Raw genomic sequence first — 18650 nt, forward strand, 5'->3', positions numbered from 1 at the left:
TGTTAACTTATACACTTCCGCTAATCAGAAAAAAAGAGGGCCGGATTTCAGCCCTCTAAGGGATTCGACAATTATGAGGTGATTTCCTTCCGTACAACCTCGAGTGCGCGATTTAACTGCGCATCGTTTTTCGGATCGCGGATTTGTTTAATGACGCTGCTCTCCAGCGCCTCGGCTGTTTTCGCATCCAGTACGCCGTTCACCGTGAGCTTTTGGTCGGACTGGAATTTCTTCAACGCCTTCTCGGTATTTTTATCGAAGTAACCGTCCTTCCGGCCCGGAGCGTATCCGAGTCCATCCAGCATCGTTTGGGCGCTTTTGATATCTTCGCCGAGCATATCGTATTTGTACGTTTTTTCTTTATTGATTGGGGCTACCGTAAAATAGTCCGGTTGAGACACCGCAATATCCGGCTTGATCCCCTTCTTGTGAATCCATTCGCCGTTTGGCGTCAGCCACTTGGCGATGGTGATTTTCAGCAGGCTGCCGTCCCCCATCTCCTGGCTATAGCTCGATTGCACTGTACCTTTACCATAGGTGGCTTCACCAACCAGCTTCGCTCCCGCGGACTCCTGCAACGCTCCCGCTAGGATCTCCGAGGCGCTTGCGCTGCCCTTATTAGTGACGACAACGATCGGATAGGATTTGCCGCTTCCTTTGGATACCGACTGTTGCCGGCGTTTGTACTTATCTTCGATTTGAACGATGGCTTTGCCCTTCGGCACGAACACCTCGGACATCGCTTCGACGACGTCAAGCACCCCGCCCGGGTTGTTCCGAACGTCGATTACCAGACCCTTCATGCCTTGTTTCTCCAAGGCAGCCAGCTCTTTTTTGAAACGATCGGCCGTATTCAAGGAGAACTCGGTAACCTCGATGACTCCGACCTTTCCTTCCTTCATCTCCGCATACACGGTCTCTAGGGCGATGTCGTCACGAACGATTTTAAATTCCAGCGTGCTGGCTGTTCCAGCCCGTTTGACCTTAACCGTGGCTGTTGTGCCTTTCGGGCCGCGAATTTTGGCCACCGCTTCATTCAAGCTCAATCCCTCGAACGATTCGCCGTTTACCGAAAGCAGGATATCCTTCGGCTGAATGCCTGCCTTTTCCGCAGGAGAGCCTTTGATCGGGGACACGACGACCACATTGCCGTTCTCCATGGAGACCTCTGCCCCAATTCCGGTAAAAGAACCCTCAATCTGCTCCGAAAATTGCTGCGCCGTATCAGGCGCCATGTAGGAGGAGAATGGATCCTCCAACGCATTCATCATTCCGTCAATCGCGCCATCAATCAATTTGTTCGTATCCACGTCTTCGACGTAGTTTTTCTGGACGAGCTGCAGCGCCGTCTCGATTTTTTTGATGTTTTGCTTCGAGTCGGTGCCGGCCGTGTCGGCAAAATTTCCGCTGCGCAGCGGTCCCGTACCGGCAAAGCTCCATTCCCCTGTCAGCGTTAATGTCAACAAGCTGCTGACCAGCATGGCTGCGACAACGAGCAGGGTTACCGTACGACCTTTAAACATCCTAGATCACCGCCTCTGAAAAATAGTCGTTATCAAATTGGTGCTAATAACCCCATTTGATAACTCTCATCTAAACAACGTGCCGGGTCCTACCGGCCCGTCCGATTTTGAACGTCCCATAGTATATGTCCCGCCCATGAGAAATATTTACAATATAAGGCTGTTTTCAAATTGGCTCCTTAGCACGATGCACCATCAAGGAGCCTAATCGACGTCGAATCTTGAATTCAGCCGAGCCTTCCGCTGCTCACGTAGCCTACGACTACGCTCCGCTACTCAGTCTCTAGCTTCATCCAACCTTCTCGGTGCTAAGAACCAACTAATAACCTTGATCAAACGGGGAAAACGGACCCTTGCCCCAAAAGAGGCGGTATCCGTTTTCGCTCGAACACTATAGCTATTTTATTACAAATAAGGCATCGGGTCCACCGGATTTCCGTTAATGCGGACTTCGAAGTGGCAATGCGGGCCGGTCGAGTTACCGGTGCTACCCACTTCGGCGATTTTTTCGCCTTTCTTCACTTGCTGGCCTTTCTCCACTTTAATCCCGCCGTTGCGGATATGCCCATAAAGCGTCCATACATTGTCGCCGTGGTCAATAATTACCGTATTCCCGTAACCGCTCCACCATTCTGCGACGATAACGACGCCGTCCTCAGCCGCATGGATGTCCGTACCTTGGGGGGCCGCGAAATCCACGCCGGTATGTTTCTTCTTCACGCCGGTAATCGGGTGGATCCGCGTACCATATCCGGAAGAAATTCGTGCGCCGTCCACCGGCAGACCAAACGAACCGCCGTTGCCTTTGAATCCGCCCGAACCGTTAGAACTCTTTTTATATTTATAAACCTGAGCCGCCTTCAGCTTGTTCTTCTCTTGCTCCAAAGCGGCCCGTTTCGTTGCCAGTTCAATGAGGAGCGCTTCCTGCTCTTCGCTAATGTCTTCGGATTGTTCAATGTCGGCGTTGTATTTCGCGATCAGGTGCTGCTTCTCGTTCTCTTTTGATTCCAAATCGCTCTTGCGGGATTCGGCATCCGCGTAAAGCTGCTTCACTTTTGCATAGTCCTGCTTCAACTGTTGTTGCTGCTGCACGATCAGTTCCTTGTCCCGTTTGTGCTCATCCAAAAGTACATGGTCCTGGTTGGCTATCGCCTGCAAGGAGTCTGCCCGTTCCAGAAAATCAGTAAAGCTAGTGGAGGACAGCAGCACGTCCAAATAGGAAACGACGCCATCCGTATACATCAACCGGACACGGGTATCGAGCAAATGCGAGCGTTCCTCGATCCGAGCCTGGGTCTGGTCCAATTTTTCCGCGGTCGTCCGCAAGTCTTGCTCGGTCTTATCAATGTCTAGCGAAATTTGGGTCAACTCGTTGCTGACAACCTCGATCTGCCCCATCAATTGTTTCAGGTAATTGGTGTTTTTATTAACGTAATGCTGCGCTTCTTGCTTCTGATTTGCGGCATTTTCTTGTTGCTTCTTGGCCTGTTTGGCCTGCTCCTGAAGCTGCTTCAACTCTTTGTCGATCTGGCTGATGGTTTTCGTTTTGGCGAAGCCTTCGGTAGGTTGGAAGATGAAAGCGGCTAATGCGACAACGGTGATCGTGGTTATCCATTTCTTCAACTTTGTTTCCCCATCCTTCGTATAAGGTAGTTATAAATACGGCTTTTGATCGCGATGTAATTCTCCGAAGCAACTCGACGTCGAATCTTGAATTCACCCAGTCGCTCCGTTGCTCACGTAGCCTCCAGCTACGCTCCGCTACTCACTCCCTAGCTTCATCCAACCTTCTTGACGCTGAAAAGCCGGATTTTTAACCTCATTAAATTTCTTGAGTTCAGCTTTTGATCGCGATGCACTACACCTTCAGAAACTTCCGGATCGACATCGTACTTCCCCAAACCCCGATCAAGAATCCCAGCCCAACGAGTAATCCGCCCAATTCCAGTCCGATCTCGCTTAACGGAACCAACTGAAGGGCCAGGGTGACATCGGCTTTCACCGAGGATACCAGTTCGTTGTAACCGAAGAACAACACGCCAACGGTGATCAGGGAACCGATCAAACCGATCATTGCGCCTTCCACGAAAAACGGCCACCGAATAAAGGTATTCGTCGCGCCGACCAGCTTCATGATGCCGATCTCACGGCGACGGGCCAAAATCGTAACACGGATCGTATTGGAGATGAGGAACATCGCCATCAGCCCTAGGCCTGCCACAAAGGCAAAGCCGATATTGCGGATCGCCCGGGTGATTTTGAACAATTTCTCCACCGTGCCTTGTCCGTAATTGACTTTATAGATCGGCTTCTCCTCGTACTTATCGTTCAGCGCGGTAATTTTGCTTGCTACATAAGGCGCGGTCGTCGGCTCGATGACCTGCACTTCGAACGTATCAGGGATCGGGTTCGTCGTTTCGTCGTAACCCTCCAACAAGTCCTTGCCTTCCTCGCCAAGCTTTTCCCGGAAATCCTTCAAGCCTTCGGCCTTGGGGATCAGCGTGACTTTGCTGACTTCTTCCATCGAGCCAATATCGTTATATACCTGATCGCGTACAGCTTCGGTCACATTTGTGTTCAGATAGGCCTTGATCTGCACCTGGCTGTCCGCCTCATCGGCAAACGAATTGACATTTAGCACAAGCAGGGTAAACACGCCTAAGATCAGCAGCGAAACGATAATCGAGGTCACGGACGCCACCGACATCCAGCCGTTACGGAACACGCTCTTCGCGCCCTCCCGCAAATGCCGCAAGAAGGTGCTAATATTCATAACCGTATTCCCCTCTCAGCTGGTCTCGCACGATATTGCCGTGTTCGATCGCGATGACGCGTTTGCGCATCGTGTTCACAATCTCTTTGTTGTGGGTAGCCATAACGATGGTAGTTCCGCGGAAATTGATTTCATCCAACAGCTGCATGATCCCCCAGGAGGTCTCGGGATCGAGGTTCCCCGTGGGCTCGTCCGCAATAATGACGGACGGATTATTCACGATCGCCCGGGCGATCGCCACACGTTGCTGCTCTCCGCCGGAAAGTTGGGAAGGATCGCGGTTGGCTTTATTTTTCAGCCCGACGAGGTCGAGCACTTCCATCACGCGTTTCTTGATGATCTTCTTGGGGGCTTCGATGACCTCCAAAGCAAAGGCGACATTCTCGTAGGCCGACAGCTTCGGAAGCAGCCGAAAATCCTGAAAAATAACCCCGATATTTCGGCGCACATAGGGAATTTTGCGAGGTTTGAGCTTGCCAATGTTAAAGCCATTGACGGAAATTTGCCCTTTAGTAGGCACTTCTTCCCGGTAAATTAGTTTCATGAAGGTCGATTTCCCTGCACCGGAGGGACCAACTAAATACACGAATTCATTACGGTCGATTTTGATTGAAACGCCTTTAAGGGCGTGGGTTCCATTCGGATACGTCTTCCAGACATCCTGCATTTCTATCACTTAATCACGTCCTAGATCTATGATTCCGTTCTATAGATGACCCTTTTTTACATTCGACATGTTCCTGCCAAATCCTTTAAAACCTGAGTAATTTCCTTGAAGTCCGATTTTTATTGTAACAAAGATGTTACCTCTTGAGTACCCGAAAGTTTCCGACATTTTGATCATACATATGGTTGTACAACGTTCTTTTCTATTAAATATAGGTCTTTAGATAAAGGAGCCGGTTATGAAAAAGAAACATTTGGCAGTGATCTTCCTCTGTGTCGGGCTCCTCGGCACGGCGTTTTGGGGAGCGTTAACTTTATATGTCTCGCAGGACAGCTTGCCGTCAGGCACCCTTGTGGCCGGATTGGAGTTGGGCCGACGCCATCGGGCGGAAGCCTTGCAACTGCTCGACCAGGAAATCGCCGCATTGAGCCGAAAGCAAGTAGTGTTTACGGTGGACGGCAGTGTGAAAACGATGACTTGGGCGGAGGCAGGGGTTACGTTTGGAGCGGAGCCGTTTAAGGAGGAGGTACGTCGGCTGGGGGAGGGATCTTTATGGGAGCGACTCCAGACAAGAAGGAATTTTGATCGACAGTGGATGCTTACCATAACTTTTGATCCTCGGAAGCTGCAAACGGTGTTTACCCCTGAATGGGAAAAATCCCAGTTTGGCTCTCCGGTCAATGCCGTGCGGACGATCACCACGGACGATCAGATCCGTTACCAGCCGGGAACCGCTGTGAAACGCATCGATTGGGACCGCTTTTTGGAGAACGTACCGACGCGGCTCGGGGAGGAAGTGCGCCGATTGGAAAGTAATTCATGGCGTAAACCGATGCCGACACAGGAGGCATTATCGTTGTCGAGCCAGCTTCCCACAATGCGATTTACCGTGCCGCTGAAAACCGTGCAGCCCAAGATCACCGTGGATCTACTCAAAAAGGAAGGAATCCGCCGCAAAATCGTCCAATTCTCCACCAGTCTGCGGACCAGCGGGGTCGGACGGGTACATAACGTCGACTCAGCGGCCCGCAGCATCGATGGGACTGTGCTGGCCCCGGGCGAGATTTTCGATTATGGCGAAGCGATCGAATATGCCGAGAAGACGTTTGGGTTCCAAGAAGCCCCGGTTATATTTGGGGGCAGGCTAGTGCCCGGGGTCGGGGGCGGGATCTGTCAGGTGTCGAGCACCCTCTACAATGCGGCAGTTCGTGCCGGGCTGTCGATCGTGGAGCGGCGGAACCATTCCCTGCCGGTCAGCTATTTGCCTAAGGGGCAGGACGCGACGTTCGCTAAAGGCTACATTAACTTCCGCTTCAAGAACACCTCTGGGCACCATCTCTTAATCCGCGCCACGGTGGAAAATCGCCAACTCACCGTTAAACTGTTCGGCGATATCCCGGAGAACGTCAGCTACTCGCTCGAATCCCGTACGACGGAGATCATCCCTCCACCAAACAAATTTGTGGCGAATGCCTCCCTCCCAGCCGGAAGCCGTCAGGTGCTCGTACGCGGGAAACAGGGGTATGTCGTTGAAACGTATCGGATCAAAATGGTGAACGGCCGCACGGTCGACCGCATGCTGCTCTCCAAGGACACGTACCCGGCTCAGCCGACAGTGATCGCCGTGCGCGATACTAAGGGTGGCGCGGCAGGCGGCGGCAACTCCAACAATAGCAATAGGAGCGGTCGTCCCGAGGGCACGCCGTCGGAGCGCCCTCCCAAACAACTTTTAGAGGACGGCGTGAACGGTCCGAATTTCTAGGGGGCACTCGCCCCCCCACCCCTTAACCATTCGAAGAGAAGAAATAACGTTAAAATATCACCCTATTTTGTCGTTCCTGCGGAATTTGTGTTAGATAGCGTTAATAAATAACGCTATTCCACCGAGTTTCAGCAAAATCAGGGGCTAGTGAGGAGAATAGCGACATTTTATCACTTTATTTCCCCGGAAATTGTCTTTCCAACTCAGATAGAGACAAAAAATCACTCTATTTATACAAGCTAGCGCGAACTAACCGACGATCTTCCTCCCTCGTTCATCCAATAGGTAGGTTCGTACACGTTCCGACCCGCTCGCCGGTTGAATCCACTCTTTGCCCATCAAATGCCGGAGCCATTTTCTTGCCGTCTGATTCTTCATCCCCAAACTTCGAGAAACATCAGATGGAGTGACGGGCCCTTCAGCACGTAGAAACAAGCGGAGAATTTCCCTTTCGATAAAATGTACCGCATCGATGTTCTCCCCCTCCCCCAACCACCTTCCCATAAACTGCTGCAGTGTCTGTTGGCAGTAGCGAGGGTTGTCGCTGACGTCATCGTAGGTAAAGCGCAGCACTTTCCAACCATCCAGAATCAGGTCGTTTTGCCGCCGACATTGGTCCGAGAAGCGGTCACGGCTGATGTTTCGTAAGTGTGGGCCAAACCCGTCGATTTCGATCGCCAGTTGCACTCCCGAGCGAAGGTAAGCAAAGTCGAGATATCGCATCCCATCTTTAAAGTCCGTCACCTCATATTCGGGATGAAGATGGCGGAAATGCCCGAAGGCGGGCCACCACACTTTTTCGACAAAAGCCTTCTCTGCGTGCCCATGGCCCTCCCGCAACCTCCGTTCCCTCTCACCTTCCCGATGACTCAAATTATCGCTGAGCCACCATGCATACGTCTCCTGAAATCCCATCTCATTAACCTCCCCGTAGAAAATAAAAACGCCTTTCGTCGACGGATATTTCATCCGACAACAAAAGGCGTGTGCTTCACGACTAGTTTACTTGTTCTATGCCCCATTCTACCACAAGCCTGCGAAATCCTTCCACTTCTCCATTAGTTAGTTTACTCGTAAATAGCTGTAGTTCTCCGCGCTGACGTCTGAGTTGCCGCACAAAGTAACTTGAAGTATACTGAACTGCGTCTGACGTATCTCCTCAAGTCAGCGATCAATTCACTGCATAAAATAACCATTCAAATCTCTAAACTAGAGTAACAGAGCGAAGGAGGCTTCCTTTCATATGAATAAAACGATCGTCCCCGCCTTGCTTCGGGAACGCGGTGCCTCCGTTTGGCTGCTGGTCACCGCGGTTCTGCTAACCGCCGCCGCCTTGCGGTCCCCTATCACCGGGGTTGGCGCCATCATTGGCGAGATCGAAGCGGCCACGGGCTTGTCGCACGCGCTGTCGGGTATGCTGACGACGCTCCCGCTGATCGCCTTCGCGGTGTTTGCGTTGGCTGCGCCGGGCTTCTCCGCGAAGTTCGGCATCGAGCGAACGTTATTCTTCAGCATGATCCTGATGACCGGCGGTATTCTCGTCCGTTCGCTGCCGTCCGTGACCGCGTTATTTGCCGGTACCGCGCTAATCGGCATCGCCATCGCCATCGGCAACGTGCTGCTACCCGGGCTGATCAAACGTGATTTTCCGCAACAAGTCGGGCTAATGACCAGCCTGTTCACCACGTGCCTGACCTTCTGGGCGGCGATCTCCTCCGGGATCAGCGTGCCGCTATCCCAAGGCCCGCTCGGGTGGCGCGGCGCGTTAACCATTTGGGTTGCGTTGACAGCGGTCAGCGCCCTCGTCTGGCTACCATTGCTCCCACGGCTTGATAAAGCATCCGGGCGCAACGGCCAGACCACGGGCGCAAGCCACTCCCGCATCTCAGAGGTGGGAGTGGCCACCGACCCGGCGAGCCGCCCATCGACCCAAGGCGAAGCCACCGGCACACGCTTCCGCATATGGCGCTCTCCGGTCGCTTGGCTGGTGACGATGTTTATGGGCTTCCAGTCGATCCTGTTTTACGTCAGTATCTCCTGGCTGCCGGATATCCTGCAGGAGCGCGGAATGAGCGCCGAACAAGCCGGTTGGATGCTGTCGCTCATGCAACTGATCAGTATGGCCGGTTCGTTCTTGATGCCGCTGCTCGCCGCGCGGTCCAACAGCCAGAAATGGCTGACCGCCGCCACCGCCGCCTTATGCGTGATCGGCTTCGGCGGCATCTGGGCCGGGCCGGTCTCGCTGGCCGCTCTCTTCATCCTCTTGCTCGGGATCGGCTCCGGCTCAACCTTCGGCCTTGCGATCGTCTTCTTCTCGCTTCGCTCACGGACGACGGAGCAGGCCAGCGCCCTGTCGGGTATGGCGCAATCGGTCGGTTATGTACTTGCCGCGTTCGGGCCTACGCTGTTCGGTTATCTCCACGACTTTAGCGGTAGCTGGGATACTCCGCTTGCCGTGATTACCGGAGTATCGATCCTAACCGCCCTGTTCGGCTACGCCGCCGGCCGCAAAGGATATGTCGACGCCGCATAGGCGCAGACCGTAAACCGACCGATTACCCGTCCCCGCGGCCCTGTCGGTTGTCCGAATGTTGCACTTTCTGCAACATTCAGCCCCACCACCTTCACCTCATCCCAACGCAAAAAAGCTGTCCCGGACGGGGCTCCTATTACAGGAACTCCGAAGGACAGCTTTTATTTACCTCCAAACCTCAGCTCGTAGGCTGTTCGCCCAACTGCGGCTGTTGCTGCGGAGCCGGTTTATGTTTGAAGATCGGCACCAGAATCATCGCACCTAGCAACATGATGATGCCGGATACAGCGTATATCCCGACGAGCGGGAAGATGGTCTTCAGCACGCCGGACAACGACATCATGATGACCATCATCCCCATGAACATCGGACTCAATACACCGTTGACCCGGCCTACATAAGACTGTTCCGTCCATTGCAGGATCATCGTGTTGATCCCGATCTGGATGCAAGGGAACGTCAGACCGTTCAGGAACTGCAGCACCAGGGTTAACGGAACACTGGTCGACAGCCCCATGCCTACGATACAGACGGCGCTAATCGCCATCCCGAAGGCAAGCAGGACTTGGGGGGGAACTTTTTTGGCCAGGCCCATAATTGCACCGCCGCCAATCAACATTGCTACACCGTTAACCGCCAGAAGAAATTGTAGGAATTCCTTAGGCTGGCCCAACCGTTCGGTGACGACGAACAACCCCAACGTCTGGATGATCCCGACGGAGAAGCCAGCGATCGCGAACGTCGCGCCCAGCACTTTCAATACGGGGCTACGCCATACATACCGGAAGCCGTCCGCCAGTTCTTTGCGGATATTTCCGGTTTGCTCGCGCTTTGCCTCTTGCTCCTCATCCGCCGGAAGCCGGAACAGTACCAAAGCGGAGATCAGGAACGCCACGCCCATAACGCCAATCGACACGTAGATCCCAAATTGGTGGTAAGAGAAAATCCCCAGCGACGGCCCAATGACCATGAAAATGGCTACCAGCGACTGGAACAACGCCATTCCCTGTTGCACCTTCTCCGGATGAACATGCTGCTTGAACAGCTTCATCACCGATGGCTGCGAGAACTGCGACAGAATCGCCGAAATGAAGGTCGCAAAATAGACCGCTTCCCACGATTCATACAGCAAGGTCAACAGCACGGCGAATACCGAGATCGCGGACAGGAAGTCGCACCAGATCATCGTCCGCTTCGGCTTCCACCGGTCGGCGAACGCTCCGCCGATGAAGGAGAACACAAAAATCGGTGCAAATTCGACGACAGAAATCAACGAGATCGCAAGCGGATCGTTGTTGGTCTGATCTGTTACGAACATCAGAATCGCAAAGTTACGGACCCAGATCCCGATCTGCAAAAACAGGTTGGAGATTAGGATCGTCTGGTAGAACCGGTTCCGGAACAAACTGCCGGAAGCGGGTAAAGCCTGTGAATTATGACTCATCTTCTAAACACCTCATTACTTCTTAACTTGCTAGGATGAACTATTGATTATCCATATTTCATAGAGGGATGTCAAATGTTTCTTTTAATCCCTTGTTTCCGGAAAAGATTACTTAGAGGCCGCCGGCTTAGCTTCTTGTACGATAGCGGCTCCCGGCCCATACCCCATCATTTTGGCGTTGCCCATAAAGCACACCGTGATCAACGCCAGCACAGCCGGCACTAGCGTCCACCAAAACATCGTCGTGATCGACGTCGACAAGCCGCCCACAATCTGCTCCAGAACAGGAGCCGGAATCGCCTTGCGCGCTTCGGAGGCGAGCAGCGTCCGAGGATCGTCCATGGATGGCAATCCTTCTGCCCCGCCGCCCATGGCGGACAGCGATTCGCTTAATCGGTTCGCAAACAGGTTGCGTTGCACAATCCCGAACACCGTAATTCCCACCGTCATCCCAAGCGAGCGAATGAATGACATGGTTGAACTGGCCGCTCCCCGCTGCGAAGGTCCGAAATCTTGAATCGCGGACATCCCCAGCACGGAGAACGAGAACCCGACGCCAAATCCCGCAATCGCCATATAGATCGACAGCAGAGTTTTGGTCGTGTCCGGCGTGATCGTCGCGAGTAAAGCAATCCCTGCCATAAAGATGATCGCCGACAACACCATGACGTTACGGAAGCTGGTGCGCTGCACGAGGAAGCCCCCAACTTGGGAAGCGACCACGGAACTCAGCGTCATCGGCAGCAAGATTAAGCCGGAATTAGTTGCCGTACCGCCTGTTACCCCTTGCACAAACAAGGGAATATACACGGAAGCAGCGATAAACGCAGCGCCGTAAAACAATCCGGCCAGGTTACTGCTGGCAAACAGACGTTTGCGGAACATCCCGAAGGAAATAATCGGCTCCTCCGCCTTCCGTTCGACTAACAGGAAGGTGGTAAACAGCACGGCAAAGGCCGCGAACAGTCCCAGAATCTGTCCGGAATCCCAGGCGTACAGCTGCCCGCCCAGCTCCAGCGCAAACATCAGGGCGACGATCGAGCCGATCAAGGTCAATGCGCCCCACCAATCGATACGCTGTTTGGCATGGACGGCCGATTCCCGATAAAAGGCCAGAATCAGGAACAGCGCGAGGATGCCAAGCGGAATATTGATGTAGAAATTCCAACGCCAGTTCAGATGGTCGGTGATAAAGGCGCCAAGCAGGGGGCCTGCAAGGCTGGAGATCCCAAATACCGCGCCAAATAGCCCCCCCATGGCGCCGCGTTTTTCCACCGGGAATACGTCAAACACGATGGCAAACGCGATCGGCATCAACGCCCCGCCCCCGATCCCCTGGATCGCGCGGTAGATGCTAAGCTGCACGATGGTGTCGGCCGTACCGCATAACACGGATCCCAGCAAAAACATAGCAATACCAAAGACAAAAAATCGTTTGCGCCCATACATGTCGGACAGCTTACCAAAGATCGGCATCGCCGCCATTTCGGCGACCATGTACGCCGAGGTGACCCAGACGTATTTGTCCAGGCCGCCCAGCTCGGATACAATGGTTGCCATTGCGGTGGACACGATGGTATTATCCATCGCGGCCATTAAAATGCCGAGCAGCAGACCGGCGACCACGAAGCCGAGACGGCTGTTTTGTTGCGCGTTCATCCCTCGTTCCTCCAAACGTTCAGGTGTTCCCCCACTTCCGCGTGCGGGTCCTGATGATAGTGTTTTGTATATTCCACGAGCCGGATCCGGCAGCCGGGACCAATCGAGACGTCCCCGCCGCGCACGATATCGGCTACGGTATTTTCCAAACGAATAACATCGCCTTCGATGATGCTTGCCTGCATTCCCGGCGTCCCCCAGGACTTGAATAGCGCCACCCACTTCCATGTCGGATGCGGGGCGATGCGGATCTGCCCGCCGACGATTTCACTCGTCTGACTACGGCCGAACATCGCGATTTCAACGCGCTCGGCATTGATCGTCCCTTGGGATTGGATTGCTCCTTTTAGGCGTAAACGCTCAGCTTGGCAGTCGCCCGTCAACTCGCAGCTCCCATACAAGCCGATGTCCTCGCCGGTGATGCCGCCATCGATACGGATCTCCCCGTTGAGCCGAGCTTTGTCAGCTTGCAGACCGCCCCGGACACTTAAATTGCCGGTCAGGTTCAGTTCTTCACCGCCCATCGGACCGGACACAACGATTGTGCCCGTGGCCTTCACCGTCCCGACACGTAAACCGCCGTCGACCTCCAGCGTTCCCGTGCAGATCAGGGTTCGGCAATCGACATCCCCGTTGATATCGCCTTCGCCGACGATTTTGATCTTATTGAACACTCCGCCGTTTGACGTCCCGTTGCCGACAATTTTCAAATCAGCACTGCGGTCACGGTCATCCTGTACTTGTACGGCCATCCCCGTTCCCTCCTGTTTCATCATCGATTTATTTCTGTTCTGCGCGTCCCACCGAGGCCTGCGGCGAAACCTCATAACGTTCCTTATATTCCACAAGGCCAATCTCGCAGCCCGGTCCAATCACGACCGAATTGCCACGGACCACATCCGCCTTGGTGCCTTCCAGTTGAATGTCGTCCCCTTCGATCACGCCTGCCGTTAACCGGGAGGCTCGCAGCGGGGACAGATAGTCTAGCAGCCGTTTGCCCTTGCGCTGCCGCACGACGATGGACTCCCCACCGATCTCTTTGGCGTGGCTAGGGCCTTCCAGGTCGATCGTCAAGCGTCCGGCATTCAGCATGCCACCAACCTGAAGCTGACCGTAAACCTCGGCTTCCTCGAACTCGGCGCTGCTTTCCAGCTTTAAGGCGCCATCCACTTTGGCCGTCTCCCCGGTAACGGAACCTCCGACCTTGAGGATCCCCCGGACATGTAACCGAGAGAACCGTACGTCCCGGCCGACTTTAAACATCCCGTCCAGCTCGAACCTTCCGCCTCGCAGTGACTCTTCCGATGAGCCGGTACCGTTCAGCCGAAACTCGCCCGCGTCGATCATCCCTTTGATCTTCAGCGTCCCGTTAGCCCCCAAAGACTCGCAGGTGATATCTCCGTTCAACGTAGCAATCCCTTCAGCCTGTATTTTTCGATACGCACCGCCGGACGCCTGACCCACCCCGTTGATTTTCAAATCCTTGACGCTTCGTTCCGCCATTACCCTTCACTCCCGCTCACCAATAGTTTCAATTCCTCCGTGCAGCGCGCCAGTGAAAGACGGGCCACCATCCTAACGCTGCGGTCCATATAAAGCTCGACATCCCCCGGCACTAGGATAAAAGCAGCCACCCCCATTTTACGAGTGAGACGAACGCCGCATTCCTGACCGGCCAAGCCAGGTAAATATTCTTCCAGTGTCTGAACCAGTAAACGCCCTTCCTCCAGCGAAATATCTCCGCTTTGCAGCAGCTTGTCGAGCACGTAAACGGTCAAAATCCGGTCAAAGGTAAACAGCGACTTCCTCTCGGCCGACCCTATGGTCTCGATATATAAATTCAAAGATGTTGACGTAACAATGTTTCGGTCGAGCAAGTCACCTGCGCTCAGACGAATATCCCCCGGACTCGGTGAAAAGACGTCCGCCAATGCATCCAGCGATAAATCGTCCTTCATACCCAGAATTCGGTCGATACGCTGCAGGATTTTCTCCCTTGGAAAAAACGTCTCCTGTCCCGTAAAAGACGACTTGCGGATAAACCACTGCTCCGGGATCAGGTTTTTGCGCTTCCAGCGATACAACTGCCCGTACGAAATGCCCGTCAGATCAAGCAATTCCTTCTTGGAGATCAATTCCTCACTCATTGTCATGCTCCTTTCTCGCTCCAACAACGTAACATAACATTGTTACGTTGTAAAGCAGGCGTGAGCGGATACCGAGCAAGAGCGTTGCTGCTATTCATCTTAATCGACTTCCCTGCGACCTCCATCCGTCTCGAGGCGGATTTACATCCCCGGCCCAAGGTGGAAATTGAGCTAAAGAAATAGCCCCCTTCGCCAATGTTAATGGCTCAGGGGGCTAGAAATGCCTCTATAGGTTATAACTTAAACCGGTCGATCTGGGCATGCATATCCGCTGCCATCCGTGCCAAGCCATCCGAAGCGGAGGAGATTTCCTCCATGGAAGCCAGTTGTTCTTCGGTCGCAGCCGTTACGCCTTGGAAGCTCTCCATACTGCTGGCCGAGGTTGCGGCGATCTGTTCGACAGAGTGCGCAATTTCATCGGCACTAGCCGACATTTGCTGTGTTATGGCCGACACCTCGTGAATCTGCTCCGAGATGCGCTGCGTGGAACGCTCGATCGCCTGGAAAGCCGTTTGCGCCTCCTCAGTCACCGACATCCCTCGCTCCACATTGGCATTCACTTTTTGATTCATCATTTCATAAGCCTTGCCCGTGAGCTCGGTCATCCGCCCGATGTTCTGTTGAATCATTTCCGCCGTCGATCCTGACTGTTCCGCCAGTTTACGCACCTCACCCGCAACAACCGCGAAGCCACGTCCCTCTTCTCCGGCACGCGCCGCTTCGATCGCCGCATTTAACGCCAGCAGGTTGGTTTGGTTGGCGATCTCGGTTATTGCGCTGCTCATCCCGGCAACTTGTCCGCTGAGCTCGTTCATCTGCTGCATCAACTCCGCCGATTCCAGCGTTGATCTGCGGATTTCCTCCATCTGCAAACCAACGAGGTTGATCTTCTCGCTACCACCCCGGACATCCCCTACCGTCTGCATCGAAGACTCGACGATCGTACCGGACGCTTCAGCGATTTTTCGGATACCCTGAGACATTTCATCCATCGTATCGGCACTTTCCGCCGAAGTGGAGGCTTGTTTCTCCGCCTGACCGGAAGCGTTCTGAACCAGCTCGGCGACATATTCCACCGCCTTGGCGTTCTGTTCCGTTCCCGCGGTTAGTTCTTCGCTGGAGGCGGCGAGCTGACTTGCCGTCTCGGACATCTCCCGCACCATTTGCCGCAAGGAGGCCAGCATCCCGTTATAGTTCGCGGCCAATTGTCCGATTTCATCCTTCCGCTTCGTGCTTACATCCTCGTTCAAGTAACCTTCACTAACTCGTTTAGCCGAACGGTTCAACTGCTCGATTGGACGCGTGATGTTAAGGATGACGATGAACAACAGGACACCGGCAACCACTAAAGAGATAGCTAGAACAATCAGGGAGGTCCACATAATCGGCAGCGAAGCATCGCTGAATTCCTTCACATCCAGAACCCCTACGATTTTGAAACCCGTCAGCTTATTTGTCGTAAAAAACGCGCTTTCCTCCGTCCCGGATACCGGGTCGATATATTTCATGTAGCCCGATTCCGCCGCATGAATTTGAGAAAGATGATCACCGACGGCCTCTTCGCCGACCGCGCTAGTTGGGTGCGTGACAAACTTGTTCGTGCGGTCCACGATATAGACAAATCCGCGTTCTCCCAGGCGAATGGCACTAACATCCTGGTTCAGATTCGCAAGGTCCAGGGCGACCGTGATCGCTCCTTGATGGTCCTTCAGCGCACGGCTGATATACAGGTTGTAATTTCCGGTCGTTGCGGATTTGAACGGATCGATAATGACCGTTTCCTCCGGTCTTTCCAGCGAGGCTTTGTACCAATCCCGCTCCCGGGGATCGTAATCCTGCTTGCCGGGATCAGGGGCTTTCATCCAGGCTCCGTTCTGATTCCCGACAACCATATTTTCGAGTTCCGGGTGTTTCTCCACGAACAAATCGATTAATGTTCGCAGCTCGGGGGAATGGGAATCCACCTGGGTCGATTCAATTTGCTGGACCAATTGCTCTACATTTCGAACTTCCGCCTCCACGATCTGCGTGATCGAATCGTTGAGCAGGTTCACGTTTGATTGCGTGCTGGCGTCCATTTTCTCATGCAATTGCTCACTGGCCCGATTATAGCTGGTGTACGAAACCACCAGATTGGGCACGACCAGCAGTACAGCAAAAATAATCAACAGCCGGTTGCGTAGTGTCCTGACTTCCACCAAATTCCGAATCCTTGTAAAAAGTTGCTTCATGCTTTGTTTTCTCCTTTTATTTTAATGGGGCATCCTGTCGGCTCTTGCTGTGTGCCAGGGGTCGATCAACTGCAAAAAACTGTACCGGGATGTCAACCAATTCTGATTTAGCCAGCGTTCATACAATAGATTTTCCGCGTTGGCAGTGATGAATCTAACCTCTATTTCGACAAATTACGACCATATCTTTAGTTTTTTTCAGAAATTTTCGTCAATTTTCGTGAAATTTCTCGTGATTTCCTGATAATTTCAGATTATGGACATACTCTTCCAACTGGACCGAACACCGCTGCAGAACACAAAAAAACAGCCGTTCGCCCGAGGGCGTGGCTGTTTCTGATAGGGGCACAAGACCTCACAGTGAGGTCCTTCGCTTATTTACTTTTTTCCGCGTATTCTTGAGTCCACGCGCGACCTGCTTCCAACTTACTTTCTGCACGTTCGATCGCCGCCGTGACTTGAGGAGTCGCCGTCCCGCCGTAAACGTTACGGGCATTCACGACGCTCTCCGGCTGCAGCACCGCATAGATGCTGTCGTCGAACAGCGGCGAAAACTGCTTAAACTCCTCCAGCGTCAGATCCAGTAAATATTTGCCGTTCTGGATGCAATACAGCACGGTTTTGCCGATGACCTCATGCGCCTGGCGGAAAGGCAGACCTTTGTTCGCCAGGAAGTCGGCGATGTCGGTCGCGTTGGAGAAGTCCTGGTTCACTGCCTCGCGCATCCGCTCCTTGTTCACCTTCATCGTGGCAATCATCGGCGCAAACAGCTGCAGCGCGCCTTGCAGGGTAGCAACCGTATCGAACATACCTTCCTTGTCTTCTTGCATGTCCTTGTTGTACGCCAGCGGCAGTGACTTCAGCACGGTCAACAACCCCATCAGATTACCGTACACGCGCCCCGTTTTGCCGCGAACCAGCTCCGGCACATCCGGGTTTTTCTTCTGCGGCATAATGCTGCTACCGGTGCAAAAGGCATCGTCCAACTCGATGAAGCGAAACTCCGTGCTGCTCCATAGGACCAGCTCCTCGCTGAGGCGCGAGAGATGCATCATCAGAATGGAGGCGTCGGCAAGGAACTCAACGATAAAGTCGCGGTCGCTAACCGCATCGAGACTGTTCTCATACACGCCATCAAAATGCAGCTGCTCGGCCACGAAATGGCGATCGATCGGGAACGTCGTTCCCGCTAACGCTCCCGCGCCCAGCGGCAGTACATTGATCCGCTTGTAGCTGTCCTGCAAGCGTTCGATGTCGCGCTGGAACATGGACACATACGCCAGGAGATGATGGGCGAACAGGATCGGTTGCGCCCGCTGCAGATGGGTGTACCCCGGCACAATCGTATCGAGATTGGCTTTGGCTTGTCCGAGCAGCGCCTCCTGCAGCTCTTGCAGTAGGCCCACGAACTCCACCACCCGCTTACGCAGGTAGAGGTGCATATCCGTAGCCACCTGGTCATTGCGGCTGCGTCCGGTGTGCAGCTTCCCGCCGACCGAACCGACCTCGTCGATCAACTGCTTCTCGATGTTCATATGGATGTCTTCGTCCGACACGGAATATTCCAGCTCGCCGCGGCGGATTTTGAGCAGGACCTGATGCAGGCCTTCCTTAATCTTCTCGACGTCCTCTTCCGGCAAAATCCCGCATTTGCCTAGCATGGTGACATGCGCGAGACTCCCCTGCACATCCTCCTCCGCCAGCGCTTTGTCAAACCCGATGGAGGCGGTATATTCCTCAACTAAACGGTTGGTCTGCTTCGTAAAGCGGCCACCCCACAGCTTGCTCACCTGACCCACTCCTTAACTCGAAACTTGCTTGTTATCCGTCAAACCGAAGAAATAGATTCGATTTTCCGATTACATTTCCTCGTAACCGTCCAATATTGCAGATTCTATACGAAAAATCATA

14 protein-coding genes are annotated in these 18650 nt (G+C 53.7%); 2 read left to right on the forward strand and 12 right to left on the reverse strand.

Features of this window, described 5'->3' with window-relative positions:
* Positions 1-71: 71 nt before the first annotated feature.
* The 4 genes from KJS42_RS04820 to ftsE form a co-directional block, all read right to left on the reverse strand.
* Complete coding sequence (locus KJS42_RS04820) at positions 72-1523, reverse strand: S41 family peptidase (RefSeq protein ID WP_213622151.1); 1452 nt, start codon at positions 1521-1523, stop codon at positions 72-74.
* A 405-nt stretch (positions 1524-1928) separates the two neighbouring features.
* Positions 1929-3146: a murein hydrolase activator EnvC family protein gene (locus tag KJS42_RS04825; RefSeq protein WP_213622152.1), complete on the reverse strand. Its 1218-nt coding sequence runs from the start codon at positions 3144-3146 to the stop codon at positions 1929-1931.
* A gap of 235 nt (positions 3147-3381) precedes the next feature.
* A complete protein-coding gene (gene ftsX, locus KJS42_RS04830; protein ID WP_155608195.1) occupies positions 3382-4296 on the reverse strand; it encodes a permease-like cell division protein FtsX in 915 nt (304 codons plus the stop codon).
* Entirely contained in the window at positions 4286-4972 is a 687-nt protein-coding gene (ftsE, locus tag KJS42_RS04835) for a cell division ATP-binding protein FtsE (RefSeq protein ID WP_193417900.1), read from the reverse strand. Before ftsE ends, ftsX begins: the two co-directional genes overlap by 11 nt.
* A 229-nt stretch (positions 4973-5201) precedes the next feature.
* Between ftsE and KJS42_RS04840 the strand changes: the two genes are divergently transcribed.
* On the forward strand, positions 5202-6725 hold the full coding sequence (locus KJS42_RS04840; protein ID WP_213622153.1) for a VanW family protein: 1524 nt from the start codon (positions 5202-5204) through the stop codon (positions 6723-6725).
* A 249-nt stretch (positions 6726-6974) separates the two neighbouring features.
* Here the strand turns inward: KJS42_RS04840 and KJS42_RS04845 are convergent, their stop codons facing one another.
* The gene (locus KJS42_RS04845) at positions 6975-7640 is read right to left on the reverse strand and encodes a DNA-binding response regulator (protein WP_213622154.1); all 666 of its coding nucleotides are present in this window, start codon (positions 7638-7640) and stop codon (positions 6975-6977) included.
* A 328-nt stretch (positions 7641-7968) separates the two neighbouring features.
* Here KJS42_RS04845 and KJS42_RS04850 point away from each other — a divergent pair, with 328 nt between their 5' ends.
* Complete coding sequence (locus KJS42_RS04850) at positions 7969-9258, forward strand: CynX/NimT family MFS transporter (protein ID WP_213622155.1); 1290 nt, start codon at positions 7969-7971, stop codon at positions 9256-9258.
* A gap of 178 nt (positions 9259-9436) precedes the next feature.
* Here KJS42_RS04850 and KJS42_RS04855 read toward each other — a convergent pair whose 3' ends face one another.
* The 7 genes from KJS42_RS04855 to argH form a co-directional block, all read right to left on the reverse strand.
* Positions 9437-10702 (reverse strand): MFS transporter, encoded by a 1266-nt coding sequence (locus tag KJS42_RS04855; protein WP_213622156.1) that lies wholly within the window; start codon positions 10700-10702, stop codon positions 9437-9439.
* 108 nt (positions 10703-10810) lie between these two features.
* The gene (locus KJS42_RS04860) at positions 10811-12361 is read right to left on the reverse strand and encodes a DHA2 family efflux MFS transporter permease subunit (protein ID WP_213622157.1); all 1551 of its coding nucleotides are present in this window, start codon (positions 12359-12361) and stop codon (positions 10811-10813) included.
* On the reverse strand, positions 12358-13113 hold the full coding sequence (locus tag KJS42_RS04865; protein WP_213622158.1) for a polymer-forming cytoskeletal protein: 756 nt from the start codon (positions 13111-13113) through the stop codon (positions 12358-12360). Before KJS42_RS04865 ends, KJS42_RS04860 begins: the two co-directional genes overlap by 4 nt.
* 28 nt (positions 13114-13141) lie before the next feature.
* A complete protein-coding gene (locus tag KJS42_RS04870) occupies positions 13142-13864 on the reverse strand; it encodes a hypothetical protein (protein WP_155608203.1) in 723 nt (240 codons plus the stop codon).
* Positions 13864-14508 (reverse strand): YhbD family protein, encoded by a 645-nt coding sequence (locus tag KJS42_RS04875; RefSeq protein WP_155608204.1) that lies wholly within the window; start codon positions 14506-14508, stop codon positions 13864-13866. Before KJS42_RS04875 ends, KJS42_RS04870 begins: the two co-directional genes overlap by 1 nt.
* 233 nt (positions 14509-14741) lie before the next feature.
* Positions 14742-16739 (reverse strand): methyl-accepting chemotaxis protein, encoded by a 1998-nt coding sequence (locus KJS42_RS04880; protein WP_213622159.1) that lies wholly within the window; start codon positions 16737-16739, stop codon positions 14742-14744.
* 374 nt (positions 16740-17113) lie between these two features.
* Positions 17114-18529 carry an argininosuccinate lyase gene (gene argH / locus KJS42_RS04885; RefSeq protein WP_213622160.1) on the reverse strand — a complete coding sequence of 472 codons (1416 nt, stop codon included), beginning with the start codon at positions 18527-18529 and terminating at the stop codon, positions 17114-17116.
* Positions 18530-18650 lie beyond the last annotated feature (121 nt).

This window comes from Paenibacillus sp. J53TS2 (genome assembly GCF_018403305.1).
Taxonomy (GTDB): Bacteria; Bacillota; Bacilli; order Paenibacillales; family Paenibacillaceae; genus Fontibacillus; species Fontibacillus rhizolycopersici.